The following is an 18,180-nucleotide window of genomic DNA, read 5'->3' on the forward strand; positions in this document are numbered from 1 at the left end:
GGCGGGTCGTCACTGGGCGAGGACGGAGCCGAAGTTGGCGCCGTACTTGAGGGCGATGGCGGCAGTGGTGATGCCCTGCGCGCCGGTGGTGGTCAGGCCGGTGGCGGAGCCGCGCAGAGTCCACAGACCCCCCGTGGAGTTCTCGCCGTCGACACCGACGGCCAGGTCGGCCTTGCCGTCCTTCGTCACGTCGGTCAGGTCGACCGCGGACCCGAAGCTGTCCCCGGACTCGGCCGAACCGGGCACACCGGCGGTGTCCTGGGTGTACGACTTCACGCCACTGGTCTTCAGACCGGACGCGGAGCCGAACAGCACGGTCACCGAGCCGGCGTTCTTCGCCGAGCCGACGTCCTCGCCCGGGGCGGCGACGGCGACGTCGGCGTACCCGTCGCCGTTGATGTCGCCGGTGCTCACCGACGTGCCGAAACGGTCTTCCGGCTCGCCCGCGCCGGGCACACCGGCCGTGTCCTGGTGGATGACGGTCGGCTGCTGCGCCGGATCCGGGCCGTTCGGGCCGCCGTACCAGACGGTGATCTGGCCGCCCTTGTGGCCGACGGGCTTGAGCTCGTACGGGTCCGTGGAGTCGCCGAGGACGAGGTCGCCGTAGCCGTCGTGGTCGATGTCGCCGATCGCGCCCTGGGAGCCGTCGGCGTTGGGCAGCTCGGTCATCTTGTGGGAGGTGCCGTTGTAGCGGAAGTAGAGGATCTCGCCGCCGGGGTCGCCGTCCACGGCGAACGGGTAGACGCGCTCGGCCGCGCCGTCGCCGGTGAGGTCGCCCGCGATCACCGCGGACGTGGTGCCGAGTTCACCCACGCGGGTGTGGGTCAGCGGGCCTCCCGTCTTGGTGAAGGGGCCCTGGTAGAGGCGGGTGTGGCTCTGTCCGGTGAGGGTGACGTCGGTGTCGCCGTCGCCGTCGAAGTCACCGGTCGCGATGCCCTGGGAGAAGCCGCCGTATTCGGAGAGGGTGGAGGGCTGCGGCAGGCCCTTGCCGCCGGCCAGGCCCGACTTGCTGCCCCACAGGACCGTGCCGGAGCCGACGCCGTCCCGGTCGCCGATGCTTTCGTTGGGGGCGCCGACGACGAGGTCGGAGTAGCCGTCCCGGTCCAGGTCGCCGGCGGCCAGGGAGGCGCCGAACAGGTCGCCGGACTCGGCGGTGCCGGGCACGCCCGTGGAGTTCTGGGTGATGACGGCCTTGCGGCTGGCCGACACACCGGACGCCGAGCCGTAGAGCACGACGACGGCACCGGCGCAGGAGGCCGAGCCGACGTTGGTGCACGCGGCACCGGCCGCGATGTCGCGGTATCCGTCGCCGTTGAAGTCCCCGGCCAGGCCGGAGGGGGCGGCGGTGGCGGGGGTGATGGTCAGGAGGCCGGTGGTGAGGGTGGCGGCCAGCAGGAGGGTGCGCTTGCGCAAGGGGGTACTCCGGGTGGGAAGGGGTTGGGCTGGGGCCGGGGACGGGGCCGGGGCTGGGGCTGGGGGCCTGGGGGTGGCGCCGAGGTGGTGCGGTGGCGGGGGTGCGGGGTGGCGGGGGTGTGAGGTGGTGCGGTGGGTGCGGGTGCGGGGTGGTGCGGTGGCTCCGCCGGTGGGGGCGGCTCGCCGGTCCTGTACGGCCTGCCGGTCCTGTACGACCCGTCGGCCCGGCACGACCCAACGCCCCGGAACGACTCCCCCCCCGGCACGACCCCCCGGTCCTGCACGACTCCCCGCCCCTGCACGACCCCCCGGTCCTGCACGACCCGCCCGTGCAGGACCGTTCCGCTGACGTGGGTCACCCCACCCGGTTCCCGCGTACGGCTCAGTCGCCGAAGTTGGCGCCGAAGTTGGGGTAGCCCGTCGTCGAGACGCCCGAGTCGCTGGGGGACACGGTGCGCGAGCCCGTGGCGGTGATCTTCGTGCCGTTGGACGGCAGGTAGAGGACCGCGCCGTTGCCGTCGTTCTCGTACGAGCCGGCCAGTACGTCGGCGCGGCCGTCGCCCGTGACGTCTTCGAGCTTCACGTCGGTGCCGAGGAAGTCGCCCTTCTCGTCCGAGCCGGGGACGCCCGCGGTGCTCTGCGCGAACGACTGGGTGCCGGAGGAGGTGTTGATGCCGGAGGCCGAGCCGTACAGCACGACGAGCTGGCCGGCGTCGGCGACCGAGCCGATGTCCTCGCCCGCGACGCCGACCACGAGGTCCTGGTAGCCGTCGCCGTTGACGTCGCCCAGGTCCAGCTCGTAGCCGAAGTAGTCGTTCCTCTCCGAACTGCCCGGGACGTTGCCGGTGTTCTGGGTGATGCCGGTGGTGGAGCCGGCGCCGTCCGCGGTGCCGTAGGTGATCCACACCTTGCCGCCGTCGGAGGCCCCGGGGAAGGTCACGCCGTCGTCGGTCTTGTTCCAGTGCATGCCGGTGACGATGTCGCCGTAACCGTCGCCGTTGACGTCCGCGATGCCGGTGATGACACCGGCCTTCAGCGGCTGGGCGCCGGCGGCGGACAGGCCGGAACTCGTGCCCGGGAGGAGGTAGTTGGCGTTCCAGTACTCGCCGGTGGCGGTTTCGAAGCCGTCGACGACCAGGTCCGTGCGGTGGTCGCCGTTGACATCGCCCGCGGTGATGTTGAGCGGCCCGGAGCCGTCGCCCGACGCCTGGACCGGCGCCTTGACGCCGTACCGCCCCTTGAGCGCCGTACCGGAGGCGCTGATGCCGCCCTTGAGCACGTAGACGGTGTTGGAGGTGTTGCCGACGGCCAGGTCGGCCTTGCCGTCGCCGTCGAAGTCGCCGGCGGCGAGGTTCCGGCCCCAGCGGTCGTGCTTGGTGGGGGCCGCGTCGGCGATCGAGACGCCCTTGCCGGTGATGCCCTGGGCGGAGCCCCACAGGACCGCGACGCCGCCGCCGTCCTTGTCGCTGCCGACGTCCTCCATCGGCGAGGAGACGGCGAGGTCGTCGTAGCCGTCGCCGTTGAAGTCGGCGTAGGCGCTGTCGGCGCCGAACACGTCGCCGGTCTCGGCCGTGCCCGGGTTGCCGGTGGTGTTCTGGCTGATCGCGGACCGCTTCGCGGAGGACACTCCGGTCTTCGTGCCGTACAGCACGACGAGCTGGCCGGCGTCCTTCTTGCCGCTGACGTACGCGCCGGCGGCGGAGAACGCCACGTCGCCGATGCCGTCGCCGTTGAAGTCGGCCCGAGAGGTGTGTGTGCCGTCCGCGGCCGTCGCCGGGCCGGCCGTGGCCGACAGCAGCGTGCCGGTCAGCGCGGCCGCGGCGGCGGTCGCCAGGGCGAGCCGCACGCGGGGGCGTCGGGACGGGACTGCGGGTACGGAGGGGCGCTCGTGCTGCTGCATGCGGGGTCTCCTGCTGCATGCGGGGGACGTCTGGCGGACATCCACAGTCGATGGAGGGCCGGACTGTCCGTGTTCGCCGGGAGTTGTCCGGGCGTTCACGGGCGTTCGGCGATCAAGAGACCCTTGGAGAGACGTAAGGGTTGTACGTGAGTTCGGTTGATTTCCGGGGTTGCCGACGGCGGCGTGCAGGGGCGCGGAGATCACCCGGCGGGCGTCGACCGGGACGCGACGGTCTCCGCCGGGTGCACGGGGGGTGTGGCGGGGTGCGGCCCCGCCGGACACGGGTGCTGCCTGATCAGAAGCTCTGCTGCCCGTACAGAGGAGGTGCCGTGCACGTCGAGGGCGCCATGGACTTCCCCGACGGCTGGACGCCCGCCGACATCCCGGTGCACATCCAGTACTCCCGCGACGGCAAGCGCTGGACGGACCTGGTGACGGCGCAGGCCAACTGGTCCGGTGAGGGGCACGCCTTCTCGGCGGACATCGCCGACGGGCGGCGGGACTACTACCGCGCGCAGTTCGACAAGACGGAGTCGTTCCGCGGGGCGACGTCGGAGGCGGTACGGGTAGGCCGCTGACGTCCATGGCCGCTGACGTGCACGGACGGCCCGCCCTTCCGGGCCGTCAGTGGCAGTCGAAGCGCCAGTCCCAGGGCCGGCCCGGGCACCGGCGGCAGTGGAAGAAGTACACGCCTCCGCAGTCGCCCAGCTGGATGTCGCCGGTGATGGTCAGCAGGTGCTCCATGCGGTGACCGCTCTCGCAGTCCGGCCAGTCGGCGGGCTGTGTCCAGGCGGGCCAGCCGCCGACCTTCGTCGCGATGACGTTGGAGTCCGGCGGCCACACGGCACGACCAGTCCGCGCCCGGAGGCGGGGTTCCCAGGTCTCCCACATGTCCTCGGGCAGATCGAGCCACCGCGGGCAGTCCTCCGCGGTGGTGGGCGCCAGCGTGGACGGCTGTGGCATATGGTCCTCGTCGTACTCTCCCTCGCTCACCCCGGGAAGGGCGGACAGCGTCCCCGCGGCCACGACCTCCGCCTCGTTGCGCCAGTACAGCCGCGGCATCACCGGCCCGGGGTCCTCTTCGTGCACCAGCGCGCACCACACCAACTGCAGCAGGTCCTTCCCCTGAGGGAACTCGAGCTCCGGGACGTCCCGGGCGTACAGCTGGAGGATCGGCACCATCGGGACCGCCCCCGGGACGATCTCGGTGCGGTTGCGCGGGTCGGTCCCGAACGTCCAGTGGTCCTCCTGCGCGCAGTACGGCCAGGGCTCGTCCGCGGGCCACAGCAACTCCCCTCCCAGGGAGCTCTCCCGCACATCGGGGTCCCCGGGCTCCGGATTGAGGAGGGTGGTGGTCCGGGCAAGACCCGCGTACTCCGGTATCAGCGTGCGCAGGTCTCTGGCGGGCAGCTCGGGGCTGTCTTCGGACATCGTGGCTCCTCAGGGCGCTCGGGACATCGACGGGAGGCAGCGGGCACGCTAACGCCTGCCACCGACAGCGGGGGAGGCGGACGCCTCTTTCCCTTCACTCCGCCGCGAACTCGTACTGCACCTCGTAGAGCCGTCCGGCCTTCACCATCGAGGTCGCTTCGATCGGGCGGCCGGTTCTGCCTTGGCACGGTCACCCGATGCTGATCTCGTAACGCAACTGCTGCCGCTGGGCGGGCATCACCATGCGGTCGACCTGGATCGGCTTGTCATCGCCATCCAGGGTGAGCCTGGTGAGGCGCAGAACGGGTGCCGACGGTGTGAGCCGTAGAGCCTCTTGCTCCTGCTCATCCGGCAAGCCGGCCGTCACGTCCTCCCTGACCCGTGCGCCGGCATGGCCCAGCGTCGCGAGCAAGGTGACGGCGCCCCCGCGGATCTTCGCCGTGCCGGCGAGCGGGGTGCCTCGGGCGATGGCGATGGGGTAGTACGTGTCGGTCAGTTCGTTCGGCTCGTCGTCGAGAAGGATCACGCGGCGTCGTACGACGACCGGTTCGCCGTCAGCAATGTCGAAGAGACGGGCGACTTCCGCCGGTGCCCGCACCTCTCCGGCATGGACGATGCGCTGAGATCCGCGCCGGCCCCGGGCGGCGGCCTCCGCGCTCCAGGCATCGCCCTGCTCCGGCTCACGCGGCGCCAGATACGGCATCGACGTACTGACCCACCTGCTCGTGCCCACGTTGCCTCCGATCGACGGTGCCGACAGGCCCTTCGCGCTTCAAGGCCCCCAGGCCCGAGCGTGCAACAAGGCCCCGCCTACGCTCCTGCGTCCGTGGGCTTCCCAGGGCGCTCCGCGACGAACGACCCCAGACCGACCTCAGCCCGGACGAGTCCTTCCGTCTTGAGATGAGTCAGTGCCTTCTGCGCAGTCGAGGCGGCGATGCCGAACTCGGTGGACAGTTCGACGACGGACGGCACCCGACTGCCCACGGGATACGACCCGTCAGCGATGCGATCGGCGATGACTGCGGCTACCTGCCGCCAGACAGGGCGGGTGCGGTCAAGCTCGGGACTCATGCAGTGGACGCTAAAACTCTGCGGTAGACCGCGCGAACGCAGTAGACTGCGGTAGACCGCGACTGATGCGGAGTACAGAAACCCCCGCGACGGGTGGAGCCGTCCGGGGCGTGGCCACCAGTGAAGCCGAACGGAGCTGATGACGTGCTCGACCTTATCCGCCGTCTCCTCGTGTGGGCGGGCCTCTCGGCTCCGCGCTCCCGCAGCCGCAGTGCGGCTGCTCGTCCACCACGGATCGTGCCCGCCCTACTCATCCCGGAGTGGGCACCGCTTCCCGCTCACCGCAGTCCTTACGGGCTCGACACTCTTCTTGACGGTGCTGCCACCGTCACCGTGCGCCCCTACCTCGCCGCTCCCCAGCAACGCCGAAGGCGTCATGAGCCGGCCATGGTGTCCTCGGAACCGGACCTGCCAGCGCCCTTCTGGAGCGAGCGGGCGGAGGTCGTTTGATGAGCGCCGGCTTCGAGGCAGCACAGCCGGAGGCGGGGCACCGGTTGCGCGAAGCGCGTCTGCTGCCCTGGTCCGGCCCTGAGGGCAAGGCGAGCTACCTGATCAGCGACGGCCGTGGAGGACGCCTGTCGCGGCTGGCCGACGTCGCCGAGGCGACCCGGCTCGACATGGGCGTGCGGCTCCTCGCGCATGCCGAGGACATGCTCCCGGACGCCACCGAGACGCAACTGCGCTTCCTGGCCGAGCGGCTGACCGAGGCGCTGCGGGACATCCTCCGCGTTGCCGAGAACCAGGAGCTGAGGACCGGCGGGTGCTCCTGTCACGCATGACGACCGTGAGGCCCCCACGCGACCGTAGGCCGTAGGGAACGCCGACGCCCCCCGCCCGATGAATCGGGACAGGGGGCGTCGAAACCGTCGGAACGACCGGGTGGGAGCGTCTACTTCACCGGCTCCGGCTCCGGGGCGCTCGTAGAGTCCGCCGTGCCCGCCGGCGGCTCGCCGTCGCCGTCGTCCGAGTCGTCGTCGGCGCTCTCCGCCGGGACCGGCGTCTTCACCGAGTCCAGGAGCAGCTGGGCGACGTCCACGACCTGGATGGACTCCTTCGCCTTGCCGTCGTTCTTCTTGCCGTTGACCGAGTCCGTGAGCATGACCAGGCAGAACGGGCAGGCCGTCGAGACGATGTCGGGGTTGACCGAGAGGGCCTCGTCGACGCGCTCGTTGTTGATGCGCTTGCCGATCCGCTCCTCCATCCACATCCGCGCACCACCGGCGCCGCAGCAGAAGCCGCGCTCCTTGTGGCGGTGCATCTCCTCGTTGCGGACACCGGGGACGGCGGCGATGATCTCGCGCGGCGGCGTGTAGATCTTGTTGTGACGGCCCAGGTAGCACGGGTCGTGGTACGTGATGATGCCCTCGACCGGCGTGACCGGGATCAGCTTGCCCTCGTCGACGAGGTGCTGGAGCAGCTGCGTGTGGTGGATGACCTCGTAGTCGCCGCCGAGCTGCGGGTACTCGTTGCCGATCGTGTTGAGGCAGTGCGGGCAGGTGGCGACGATCTTCTTGGCCGACTTGGGCTTCGCCGACTCGGGCGTCACCTTGCCCTCGTCGTCCATCTCCTCGCCGAACGCCATGTTCAGCGCCATGACGTTCTCCATGCCGAGCTCCTGGAACAGGGGCTCGTTGCCCAGACGCCGGGCGGAGTCACCGGTGCACTTCTCGTCGCCGCCCATGATCGCGAACTTGACGCCCGCGATGTGGAGCAGTTCGGCGAAGGCCTTGGTGGTCTTCTTGGCGCGGTCCTCCAGGGCGCCCGCGCAGCCGACCCAGTACAGGTACTCGACCTCGGACAGGTCCTCGATGTCCTTGCCGACGACCGGGACCTCGAAGTCGACCTCCTTGAGCCACTCCAGGCGCTGCTTCTTCGCCAGGCCCCAGGGGTTGCCCTTCTTCTCCAGGTTCTTGAGCATCGTGCCCGCCTCGGACGGGAACGACGACTCGATCATCACCTGGTAGCGGCGCATGTCGACGATGTGGTCGACGTGCTCGATGTCGACCGGGCACTGCTCGACACAGGCGCCGCACGTGGTGCAGGACCACAGGACGTCCGGGTCGATGACGCCGTTCTCCTCCAGCGTGCCGACCAGGGGGCGCTCGGCCTCGGCCAGCGCCGCCGCGGGCACCGAGGCGAGCTGCTCCTCGGACGCCTTCTCCTCGCCCTCCATGGTCTTGCCGCCGCCGGCCAGCAGGTACGGCGCCTTGGCGTGCGCGTGGTCCCGCAGGGACATGATCAGCAGCTTGGGGGAGAGGGGCTTGCCGGTGTTCCAGGCGGGGCACTGCGACTGGCAGCGGCCGCACTCGGTGCAGGTGGAGAAGTCCAGCAGGCCCTTCCAGGAGTACTGCTCGACCTGGGAGACGCCGAAGACGTCGTCGTCGCCCGGGTCGCTGAAGTCGATCGGCTTGCCGCCCGAGGTCATCGGCTGGAGCGCGCCGAGGGCCGTGCCGCCGTTCGCCTCGCGCTTGAACCAGATGTTCGGGAAGGCGAGGAAGCGGTGCCAGGCCACACCCATGTTGGTGTTGAGCGACACCACGATCATCCAGATGAACGAGGTGCTGATCTTGATCATGGCGACGAAGTAGACGAGGTTCTGCAGCGCCGTGACGCTCAGTCCCTTGAACGCGAGCACCAGCGGGTACGACGCGAAGTACGACGCCTCGTAGTGGTCGACGTGGTGGAGCGCGCCCTCCAGGCCCCGCAGGACGTAGATCGCGAGGCCGATGGTGAGGATGACGTACTCGACGAAGTACGCCTGGCCGGCCTTGGAGCCGGCGAAGCGGGACTTGCGGCCCGGGCGGCTCGGCAGGTTCAGCAGGCGGATCGCGATGAGCACCGCGATGCCCAGGACCGTCATCACGCCGATGAACTCGATGTACAGCTCGAACGGCAGGAACTCACCGATGACCGGCAGCACCCAGTCGGCCTCGAACAGCTGGCCGAAGGCCTGGGCGAGGGTCGGGGGGAGCGTCAGGAAGCCGACGGCGACGAACCAGTGGGCGACACCGACGATGCCCCACCGGTTCATGCGCGTGTGGCCGAGGAACTCCTTCACCAGGGTCACGCTGCGCTGGTAGGGGTTGTCGGTCCGGGTACCGGCGGGGACCGGCTGGCCCAGCTTGAAGTACCGGACGAACTGGCCGATCGCGCGCGCGAGCAGCGCGACGCCGACCACGGTCAGAACCAGCGACACGATGATCGCGGCGAGTTGCATGGGGGCTCCTCGGGCCTGCGAGGGGTTTTGTCAGGGGGACCTGTGGTTTCTTCAGGCTTCCCCGAGATTACTAAGCGGTAACTTATGCAGTCCGTCTGAGACTACCCTCATCCTCCGCCGCACTGTAGCCGGGTGGGCAGTGATCTGAATCGCTGAGGGTTGCCTCAGAAACAGACGGGATCCGGTCGCGATCCAGTCGTGTTATTCATACCGAATTGTCATAGTCCCGCCTAACTTATATCCGTGCTCTACGGGATCACCGCCGCCGCCACCGCCCTCCTTCTCACCGCCCTGCTCGCGGCCGCCCTGCGGACCCCCGCGCTACGGCTGCGCCTGGTCGAGCGGAGGCGGCAGCGGGACGTACCGCTGTCCGGGGGTGTGGCCGTCGTGCTGGTCACGGGCCTGGTCGTCGGGGCCGGGGAGTGGCTGGGGGTCGCACCGCCCGCCGACGGGACGGGCGGGGTTCTCGTCGCCGCGGGCGCCGTCGCCCTGCTCGGGCTCGCCGGTGACGTGTGGCGGCTGCGCCGGCGGGTGCTGGCCGCCGGTACGGGCGTGGCGGCCGCGTGTGTCGTGCCGTACGGGGAGACGGGGGTGGGGACCGGGCTGCTGGCCGTCGCGTGGGTCGTGGCGGTGGTGTCCGGGTTCCGGGGGCTCGATCACGCCGACGGGCTGGCGGGCACGGTCGGGGTCGTCGCGGCCTTCGGGGCGGCGGCCTGCGCGGCCGTCGAGGTGATGGACGGGATCGCGGGGCTGATGAGCGTGCTGGCCGCCGCGCTGACCGGGTTCCTGCTGCACAACTGGCACCCCGCGCGCGTGGCGCTGGGCGGCTGCGGGTCCATGTCCGCGGGGTTCATGATCGCCGTGGGGGCCGTGTACGCCCGGGCCGGGTCCGGCGTCGTGGAGAGCGCGGGGGTCCTGTTCGCGCTGACCGCCGTGGTGGCCGCCGACGCCGTACTCGTGCTGGTGGTACGGCGGTCGGCCGGGCGGGGCGTGGGGCGCGGCGGCCCCGACCATCTGGCGCACCGGCTGCGGCGGCTCGGGCTGACCGCGCCGGGGGCGAGTCTGCTGCTGGGGATCGGGGCGCTGTCCGGGATGCTCGCCGGGGTACTCGCGCACGCGGGCCACATCGGGGCCGGGGCCCTGTGGTGGGTGGCGGGAGGGGTCCTCGTCGTGGTGTTCACCCTCGCGCGTGTCCCTGTGCACGACGCTCGACGGAGCGTATCGCCGCAGGTAGGAGTCCCGTTGCGTGTAAGGAACGGATAAGAGTTGAGCCTGCCCGACTCAGCTCTGTTGACCGGTTGGGGGCCGTCGTGCACACTTGAGTCCGTTCCACTCAAGTCAGCTGGAGGAATCAACCATGGCACGTGCGGTCGGCATCGACCTGGGCACGACTAACTCCGTCGTCAGCGTTCTGGAGGGCGGCGAGCCCACCGTCATCACCAACGCCGAGGGCGCCAGGACCACGCCGTCCGTCGTCGCCTTCGCCAAGAACGGTGAGGTGCTCGTCGGAGAGGTGGCCAAGCGCCAGGCGGTCACGAACGTGGACCGGACCATCCGCTCCGTGAAGCGTCACATGGGCACGGACTGGAAGATCGAGCTGGACGGGAAGCCTTTCAACCCGCAGCAGATCAGCGCCTTCGTGCTCCAGAAGCTGAAGCGGGACGCCGAGGCCTACCTGGGCGAGAAGGTGACCGACGCGGTCATCACCGTCCCCGCGTACTTCAACGACTCCGAGCGCCAGGCCACGAAGGAGGCCGGCGAGATCGCCGGTCTGAACGTGCTGCGCATCGTCAACGAGCCCACCGCGGCCGCCCTGGCGTACGGCCTCGACAAGGACGACCAGACCATCCTGGTCTTCGACCTCGGTGGCGGTACGTTCGACGTCTCGCTGCTGGAGATCGGCGACGGCGTCGTCGAGGTGAAGGCCACCAACGGTGACAACCACCTCGGTGGTGACGACTGGGACCAGCGCGTCGTCGACTACCTGGTCCAGCAGTTCCAGTCCGGCCACGGCGTGGACCTGGGCAAGGACAAGATGGCCCTGCAGCGTCTGCGCGAGGCCGCCGAGAAGGCGAAGATCGAGCTGTCCTCGTCCACCGAGACCTCGATCAACCTGCCCTACATCACCGCCTCCGCCGAGGGCCCCCTGCACCTCGACGAGAAGCTCACCCGCGCCCAGTTCCAGCAGCTGACCGCGGACCTCCTGGAGCGCTGCAAGACGCCGTTCCACAACGTCATCAAGGACGCCGGCATCTCCATCAGCGAGATCGACCACGTCGTCCTGGTCGGCGGCTCCACCCGTATGCCCGCCGTCGCCGAGCTCGTCAAGGAGCTGACCGGCGGCAAGGACGCCAACAAGGGCGTCAACCCGGACGAGGTCGTCGCCATCGGCGCCGCCCTGCAGGCCGGTGTCCTCAAGGGTGAGGTCAAGGACGTCCTGCTCCTCGACGTCACCCCGCTGTCCCTCGGCATCGAGACCAAGGGCGGCATCATGACCAAGCTCATCGAGCGGAACACGACGATCCCGACCAAGCGGTCCGAGATCTTCACCACCGCCGAGGACAACCAGCCCTCCGTGCAGATCCAGGTCTACCAGGGCGAGCGCGAGATCGCGGCGTACAACAAGAAGCTCGGGATGTTCGAGCTGACCGGTCTGCCGCCGGCGCCCCGCGGCGTCCCGCAGATCGAGGTGTCCTTCGACATCGACGCCAACGGCATCATGCACGTCACGGCGAAGGACCTCGGCACCGGCAAGGAGCAGAAGATGACCGTCACCGGCGGCTCCTCGCTGCCGAAGGACGAGGTCGACCGCATGCGCCAGGAGGCCGAGCAGTACGCGGAGGAGGACCACAAGCGCCGCGAGGCCGCCGAGTCCCGCAACCAGGGCGAGCAGCTCGTCTACCAGACCGAGAAGTTCCTCAAGGACAACGAGGACAAGGTCCCGGGCGAGATCAAGACCGAGGTCGAGGAGGCCGTCGCCGAGCTGAAGGAGAAGCTCAAGGGCGAGGACTCCGCCGAGATCCGCACGGCCACGGAGAAGGTCGCGGCCGTCTCGCAGAAGCTCGGCCAGGCCATGTACGCGGACGCGGGCGCCGCCCAGGCGGCCGGTGGTCCCGCCGGTGACGCCGGTGGTGCCAAGGCCGCTGACGACGACGTCGTCGACGCCGAGATCGTCGACGAGGACCGGAAGGACGGTGCCGCGTGACGGAGGAGACCCCGGGCTTCGACGAGCAGCAGCCCGACGTCCCTTCCGGCGCCACCTCCGACGACGCCGAGCCGAAGGCCGCCTCCCCCTCCGCGGAGGAGGGGGCGGCCCCGGCCGGGGACACGGGCCAGGACGTGGCTCTGGTGGCCCAGCTGGACCAGGCCCGCACCGCGCTCGGTGAGCGCACGGCGGACCTCCAGCGCCTCCAGGCCGAGTTCCAGAACTACCGCCGCCGGGTCGAGCGCGACCGGATCGCGGTCAAGGAGATCGCCGTGGCGAACCTCCTGACCGAGCTCCTGCCCGTGCTCGACGACATCGGCCGCGCGCGCGAACACGGCGAACTGGTCGGCGGCTTCAAGTCCGTCGCCGAGTCGCTGGAGAGCACCGCGGCGAAGATGGGCCTGCAGCAGTTCGGCAAGGAGGGCGAGCCCTTCGACCCGACGATCCACGAAGCCCTGATGCACAGCTACGCACCGGACGTCACCGAGACGACGTGCGTCGCGATCCTGCAGCCCGGGTACCGGATCGGCGAGCGCACCATCCGCCCCGCGAGGGTGGCCGTGGCCGAACCCCAGCCGGGGGCGCAGACGGTCAAGGCGGACGAGTCCGCCGACGCCGACGACAAGGAGAGCGGTGGCCCGGACGAGGGCTGACGTCATCAACGAAGGGAAGGAGGGGCGTCGAGGATGAGCACCAAGGACTTCATCGAGAAGGACTACTACAAGGTCCTCGGCGTCCCCAAGGACGCCACCGAGGCCGAGATCAAGAAGGCGTACCGGAAGCTCGCCCGCGAGTTCCACCCGGATGCCAACACCGGCAACGTCAAGGCGGAGGAGCGCTTCAAGGAGATCTCCGAGGCCAACGACATCCTCGGCGACCCCAAGAAGCGCAAGGAGTACGACGACGCGCGCGCCCTCTTCGGCAACGGCGGCTTCCGCCCGGGGCCGGGCGGCGCGGGCGGCTCCTTCAACTTCGACCTGGGCGACCTCTTCGGAGGCGGCGCCCAGGGTGGCGGCGGCCAGGGAGCCGGCGGCTTCGGCGGCGGACTCGGTGACGTTTTCGGGGGCCTGTTCAACCGCGGCGGCGCGGGCGGGCCGGGGACGCGTACGCACCCCCGGCGCGGCCAGGACATCGAGTCCGAGGTCACGCTCAGCTTCACCGAGGCGATCGAGGGCGCGACCGTCCCGCTGCGGATGTCGTCGCAGTCCCCCTGCAAGGCCTGTTCGGGCACCGGCGACAAGAACGGCACGCCCCGCGTGTGCCCGACCTGCGTCGGCACCGGACAGGTCGCCCGGGGCAGCGGCGGCGGCTTCTCCCTGACCGACCCCTGCCCGGACTGCAAGGGCCGCGGCCTGATCGCGGAGAACGCCTGCGAGGTCTGCAAGGGCAGCGGCCGGGCCAAGTCCTCGCGGACCATGCAGGTGCGCATCCCCGCGGGCGTCAGCGACGGCCAGCGGATCCGGCTGCGCGGCAAGGGAGCGCCGGGCGAGCGCGGCGGGCCGGCGGGAGACCTCTACGTGGTCGTGCACGTCGACACCCACCCGGTGTTCGGCCGCAAGGAGGACAACCTCACGGTCACCGTCCCGGTGACCTTCACCGAGGCGGCCCTCGGCGGCGAGGTGCGGGTGCCCACCCTGGGCGGCCCGCCCGTCACGCTGAAGCTGCCTCCGGGCACGCCCAACGGGCGCACCATGCGCGCCCGGGGCAAGGGCGCGGTCCGCAAGGACGGCACCCGCGGCGACCTCCTGGTCACCGTGGAGGTGAGTGTTCCGAAGGACCTGACGGGGAAGGCTCGTGACGCACTCGAGGCGTACCGCGAGGCGACCGCGGGTGAGGATCCGCGGGCGGATCTGTTCCAGGCCGCGAAGGGAGCATGAGTCAGATGGACGGTCGTCGGCGCAATCCGTATGAACTGACCGAGGAGACCCCGGTCTACGTCATCTCGGTGGCGGCCCAGCTGTCCGGCCTGCACCCCCAGACCCTGCGCCAGTACGACCGGCTGGGCCTGGTCTCCCCCGACCGCACCGCGGGCCGGGGCCGGCGCTACTCGGCCCGCGACATCGAACTGCTGCGCACCGTCCAGCAGTTGTCGCAGGACGAGGGCATCAACCTGGCCGGTATCAAGCGCATCATCGAACTGGAGAACCAGGTCGCCGCGCTCCAGGCCCGGGTGGCCGAGATGCAGGACGCCCTCGACGGCGCGGCGGCGGCGATGCGCCAGCGCGAGGCCGCGGTGCACGCGTCGTACCGCCGCGATCTGGTGCCGTACCAGGAGGTGCAGCAGACCAGCGCGCTGGTGGTGTGGCGGCCGAAGCGGCAGCAGCAGTCCGACTGACGCGCATGCGCACAGGAGAGGGCCGGGAGTTCGCTCCCGGCCCTTCCGCATGCCTTGGTGCGGTTTCACCCGTTCTCACCCGGTCTCCTGTGGATGACCGGAGCGTGCACGGCACTTGAAGACGATTCCGCAGAGTCTTCACAACTGCTGCGGAGCGTGGTGTTGCCATCTCGTTAAGTGCTTCCGCTTGACGCTGGGAGCGCATCCGCGTTGGCTTTTCAGTCACATGGGTCCCAAAAGAGGTGCCCACGTCCGAATCACACGCGAAGTGAGCTCCCGCATGCGTCGTCGCATCTCCATATCCGTGGCAGTCGCCGCGATGTCCGTCACGCTCGCCGGCTGCGGCATGCTCAACGCGACGGAAAGCAGTGACGAAGCGAGCCCGGCGAAGGGCAACGACATCACCGTGGGCCTCCTGCTGCCGGAGAAGGCGAACACGCGGTACGAGAACTTCGACTACCCGATCATCAAGCAGAAGGTCGAGTCGCTCACCAACGACAGGGGCCGCGTCGAGTACGCCAACGCCGAGGCGAGCGCCGACAAGCAGGCGGGCCAGCTCCAGCAGATGATCGACGACCGGGTCGACGTGATCCTGCTGGACGCCGTCGACGCGCAGGCCATCGCCGGCGGCGTGAAGAAGGCCAAGGAGGCGGGCATCCCGGTCATCGCCTACGACCGGCTGGCCGAGGGCCCGATCGACGCGTACATCTCCTTCGACAACGAGCTGGTCGGCGAGGTCCAGGGCCGCACCCTGCTGGAGGCCATCGGCGAGAAGGCGAGCCTCTCCGACAAGATCGTCATGATGAACGGCTCGCCGACGGACCCGAACGCCAAGCAGTTCAAGGCGGGCGCGATGTCCGAGCTGAACGGCAAGGTGACGATCGCCGACTCCTTCGACACCAAGGACTGGAAGCCGGAGAACGCCCAGGCCAACATGGCCCTCGCCATCCAGAAGATCGGCAAGGACAACATCGCGGCGGTGTACTCCGCCAACGACGGCATGGCCGGCGGCATCGTCAAGGCGCTGGAGGCCGCGGGCGTGTCCGACCTGCCCCCGATCACCGGGCAGGACGCGGAACTCTCCGCCGTGCAGCGGATCCTCAGCGGCGAGCAGTACATGAGCGTGTACAAGTCCTACCCGCAGGAGGCGGAGAACGCCGCGGAGATGGCCGTCGCCAAGGTCCAGGGCCGCGACATCCAGTTCGCCGCCCTCACCCGCGACAAGGTCGACAGCCCCACGGACAAGGGCATCCCGGCGCAGCTCGTGCCCGTGGTCGCGCTCACCAAGGAGAACATCGAGGACACGGTGGTCGCGGACGACATCTACAAGGTGTCGGACATCTGCACGGCCGCGTACAAGGCGGCGTGCCAGGCCGCCGGTCTGAAGTAGCCGCACCCCAGGGCGGGTTCACCCACCCCGGCCGGCTGCCGCGACATGACGGGCCGAGGCTCGTCGGATACCGGTGCGTACCGGTGGTTTCCCGTGCTCGTCGCGCGGGGAGCCGTGTTGCGGAGCACGTTCCGTCCGCGCATAGTTGCGCTGCGACAGGACGGCGGAACCGGGGGTGGGATGGGCGATGGCCGGGCACGGGGCGGATGAGCATCCCCACGGTGCCGACCGACTGTGCGAGGCCGGGGATCGCGTGTATTCCCGGGCCGTACGGCGCGGCCGGGTGCCGCGCCGGGACGCGGAACCGGTGCCCTGCCTGCTGGAGCTCGCCCTGCTGCACCCGGACCCCGACGACATGGACTGGCTGGTGCCGACCTCCCCGCAGGAGGTCATGACCCGGCTGCTGCGCGGGATGCACGACGAGGTCAGCGCGAGCCAGCGGCGGGTGGGCTCGGCCGTCGCGGCCGTCGAGTGGTACGCCGGTCTGGGCCGCCAGGTGCGCCCGGCGGCGTCGGGGGCGGAGGGCCCGGCGATCCGGGTCCTGGACGGACTCGCCCGGATCCAGGCCGCGATGGACGAGGCGACCCAGGCGTGCACCACCGAGGTGCTCACGGTCCAGCCCGGCGGCATCCGCCGTGAGGCGGAGCTCTCCGAGGGCCTGCACCGGGCGCTGGCCCTGCGGGGGCGCGGGGTGCGGATGCGGGACCTGTACACCCATGTCGCCCGGCACGGGCAGGGGTTGCTGAACTATCTGGAGCTGATGGGCGACGCGGTGGAGGCGCGCACGCTGGACGAGGTGATCGACCGGCTGATCCTCTTCGACCGCAGGGTCGCCTTCATCCCCGCCAACTCCGACCGCACGATGGCCCTGGAGCTACGGCACCCGGCGCTGATCGAGTATCTGGTCACGGTCTTCGAACGCCTGTGGCGCCTCGCCATCCCCCTCACGGCCCCGCTCCCCGACACGGGCATCGAGGGCATCTCCCACCGGGAGCAGTCCATCGCCGCGCTGCTGGCGGAGGGGCACCAGGACGCGGTGATCGCGGAGCGGCTGGGCATAAGCGTCCGGACGTGCCGGGCGCACATCGCGCGCCTCTCGGAGACGCTGGGCGCGGCCAGCCGCACACAGCTGGGCGTACGGATCGCCCAGGCGGGCCTGGACGGCCCGCCCCCCTCGGCCGCGTCCCCGTCCCTCAGTCTCCCTGACCGAGGATCCCGGACTGCGCGATGAGATAGCCCAGTTGGGCGCGGCTCCCGCTGCCCAGGGCCGATGCCAGCTTGGCGATATGGGCCCGGCAGGTGCGCACGTTCATGCCGAGACGGCGGGCGATGGCCTCGTCGACGTGGCCCTCGACCAGGAGTTTGGCGATGGAGTGCTGGATCTCCGTGATGCCGTCGGGGGCGGTTTCGTAGGGGGCGCCGGCGCTCAGCGGGACGGCCCGGTCCCACATGAACTCGAAGACCTTGATCAGGTAGGACACGAGACCGGGGTGGCGGAGCTCGAGAGCGACCTTCTGGTCGTCGCGCGTGGGGATGAAGGCGACCGTCTCGTCGCAGATGATGAGCCGCTCGACCAGTCCGTCGATGGTCCGGTGTTCCACCTTGCCGTCGGAGAACTGACCTGCGTAGGCCAGCCGCTCGGGGTTGTGCCGCGCGGTGTGCGGATACAGCGTGCGTATGCGCACACCACGTTCGATGAGCGGCCGGTCGCGCTCCAGGCCCTGGATCAGGCTGCGTTCGGGCCGGTGCCCGCTCGGCTGGATGGTGAGCATCTCGGACTGGCACTGGGCCGTGGCCAGGTTGAGCGCCGCGTTGATGCGCTCGCTGCCCTCCAGCACCGTGATGGAGTCGCTGGTCGTCGTGGCCTGTGCGCTGAGCGCCATGAACGGGGCGAAGGTGTCGGACAGCTCGATCGACACGCGGCGGCGCTCGGTGATCTCGTTCTCGATGGGATTGAGCCGCTGCGCGAGTGCCACGGCCGGGGGGATGGGGCGCAGCCAGTCCGGGTCGTCGGGGTCCGGGTGGAGCAGGGCGAAATCGATCAGGCAGGGAGCCGCTTCCACGTCCGCTCGCAGAACGCGTCCCGCACGCAGGGCGTTCGCGTAAAGTCGGCCACCTTCCTCGCACATCTCGGTCACCACATGGGGATGTGTCACCTTGGTCCGATTCGTTGTCAAATCTCCACCCCCCAGGGTCCTGAACATGCAGGAACATGATG

16 protein-coding genes are annotated in these 18,180 nt (G+C 70.2%); 9 read left to right on the plus strand and 7 right to left on the minus strand.

All coding sequences use genetic code 11. The features are described from left to right. Positions 1–9: 9 nt before the first annotated feature. Both IGS69_RS18395 and IGS69_RS18400 read right to left on the minus strand, forming a co-directional pair. A complete protein-coding gene (locus tag IGS69_RS18395; RefSeq protein ID WP_190901161.1) occupies positions 10–1,413 on the minus strand; it encodes an FG-GAP-like repeat-containing protein in 1,404 nt (467 codons plus the stop codon). Between the two features lie 382 nt (positions 1,414–1,795). Next, the gene (locus tag IGS69_RS18400; protein WP_190901163.1) at positions 1,796–3,313 is read right to left on the minus strand and encodes a VCBS repeat-containing protein; all 1,518 of its coding nucleotides are present in this window, start codon (positions 3,311–3,313) and stop codon (positions 1,796–1,798) included. A 329-nt stretch (positions 3,314–3,642) separates the two neighbouring features. Between IGS69_RS18400 and IGS69_RS18405 the strand changes: the two genes are divergently transcribed. Beyond that, positions 3,643–3,891, plus strand: coding sequence for a hypothetical protein (locus IGS69_RS18405; RefSeq protein WP_190901165.1), 249 nt, complete (start codon positions 3,643–3,645; stop codon positions 3,889–3,891). 46 nt (positions 3,892–3,937) lie between these two features. Here the strand turns inward: IGS69_RS18405 and IGS69_RS18410 are convergent, their stop codons facing one another. The 3 genes from IGS69_RS18410 to IGS69_RS18420 all read right to left on the minus strand — a co-directional run bounded on the left by IGS69_RS18410 (position 3,938) and on the right by IGS69_RS18420 (position 5,815). Then, positions 3,938–4,744: a DUF1963 domain-containing protein gene (locus tag IGS69_RS18410; RefSeq protein ID WP_190901167.1), complete on the minus strand. Its 807-nt coding sequence runs from the start codon at positions 4,742–4,744 to the stop codon at positions 3,938–3,940. Between the two features lie 190 nt (positions 4,745–4,934). Next, a complete protein-coding gene (locus tag IGS69_RS18415) occupies positions 4,935–5,447 on the minus strand; it encodes a GntR family transcriptional regulator (protein WP_385865008.1) in 513 nt (170 codons plus the stop codon). Between the two features lie 107 nt (positions 5,448–5,554). Then, positions 5,555–5,815, minus strand: coding sequence for a GntR family transcriptional regulator (locus IGS69_RS18420; RefSeq protein WP_190901170.1), 261 nt, complete (start codon positions 5,813–5,815; stop codon positions 5,555–5,557). A gap of 449 nt (positions 5,816–6,264) precedes the next feature. Here IGS69_RS18420 and IGS69_RS18425 point away from each other — a divergent pair, with 449 nt between their 5' ends. After that, positions 6,265–6,594 carry a hypothetical protein gene (locus tag IGS69_RS18425; protein ID WP_190901172.1) on the plus strand — a complete coding sequence of 110 codons (330 nt, stop codon included), beginning with the start codon at positions 6,265–6,267 and terminating at the stop codon, positions 6,592–6,594. Between the two features lie 110 nt (positions 6,595–6,704). Here the strand turns inward: IGS69_RS18425 and IGS69_RS18430 are convergent, their stop codons facing one another. Further along, entirely contained in the window at positions 6,705–9,032 is a 2,328-nt protein-coding gene (locus IGS69_RS18430; protein ID WP_190901175.1) for a (Fe-S)-binding protein, read from the minus strand. Between the two features lie 243 nt (positions 9,033–9,275). On the opposite strand from IGS69_RS18430, the gene IGS69_RS18435 reads away from it, so the two are divergent. From IGS69_RS18435 to IGS69_RS18465, 7 genes are all read left to right on the plus strand, one after another. Then, positions 9,276–10,295: an MraY family glycosyltransferase gene (locus IGS69_RS18435; protein ID WP_190901177.1), complete on the plus strand. Its 1,020-nt coding sequence runs from the start codon at positions 9,276–9,278 to the stop codon at positions 10,293–10,295. 94 nt (positions 10,296–10,389) lie between these two features. Next, complete coding sequence (gene dnaK / locus IGS69_RS18440; protein ID WP_190901186.1) at positions 10,390–12,237, plus strand: molecular chaperone DnaK; 1,848 nt, start codon at positions 10,390–10,392, stop codon at positions 12,235–12,237. Then, positions 12,234–12,890 (plus strand): nucleotide exchange factor GrpE, encoded by a 657-nt coding sequence (gene grpE, locus IGS69_RS18445; protein WP_190901188.1) that lies wholly within the window; start codon positions 12,234–12,236, stop codon positions 12,888–12,890. The genes dnaK and grpE overlap by 4 nt, the downstream gene beginning before the upstream one ends. 33 nt (positions 12,891–12,923) lie before the next feature. Further along, positions 12,924–14,114, plus strand: coding sequence for a molecular chaperone DnaJ (gene dnaJ, locus IGS69_RS18450; protein ID WP_142161419.1), 1,191 nt, complete (start codon positions 12,924–12,926; stop codon positions 14,112–14,114). Positions 14,115–14,119: 5 nt separating this feature from the next. Beyond that, the gene (locus IGS69_RS18455; protein ID WP_033310108.1) at positions 14,120–14,572 is read left to right on the plus strand and encodes a heat shock protein transcriptional repressor HspR; all 453 of its coding nucleotides are present in this window, start codon (positions 14,120–14,122) and stop codon (positions 14,570–14,572) included. 280 nt (positions 14,573–14,852) lie between these two features. Beyond that, a complete protein-coding gene (locus IGS69_RS18460; RefSeq protein WP_385865001.1) occupies positions 14,853–15,962 on the plus strand; it encodes a sugar ABC transporter substrate-binding protein in 1,110 nt (369 codons plus the stop codon). A 187-nt stretch (positions 15,963–16,149) separates the two neighbouring features. Beyond that, the gene (locus tag IGS69_RS18465; protein ID WP_190901192.1) at positions 16,150–17,193 is read left to right on the plus strand and encodes a helix-turn-helix transcriptional regulator; all 1,044 of its coding nucleotides are present in this window, start codon (positions 16,150–16,152) and stop codon (positions 17,191–17,193) included. Here IGS69_RS18465 and IGS69_RS18470 read toward each other — a convergent pair. Further along, entirely contained in the window at positions 17,156–18,166 is a 1,011-nt protein-coding gene (locus tag IGS69_RS18470) for a helix-turn-helix domain-containing protein (RefSeq protein WP_190901194.1), read from the minus strand. The two genes, IGS69_RS18465 and IGS69_RS18470, sit on opposite strands and share 38 nt — an antisense overlap. Positions 18,167–18,180: the final 14 nt, after the last annotated feature.

Source organism: Streptomyces tuirus (assembly GCF_014701095.1).
Classification (GTDB): Bacteria; Actinomycetota; Actinomycetes; order Streptomycetales; family Streptomycetaceae; genus Streptomyces; species Streptomyces tuirus.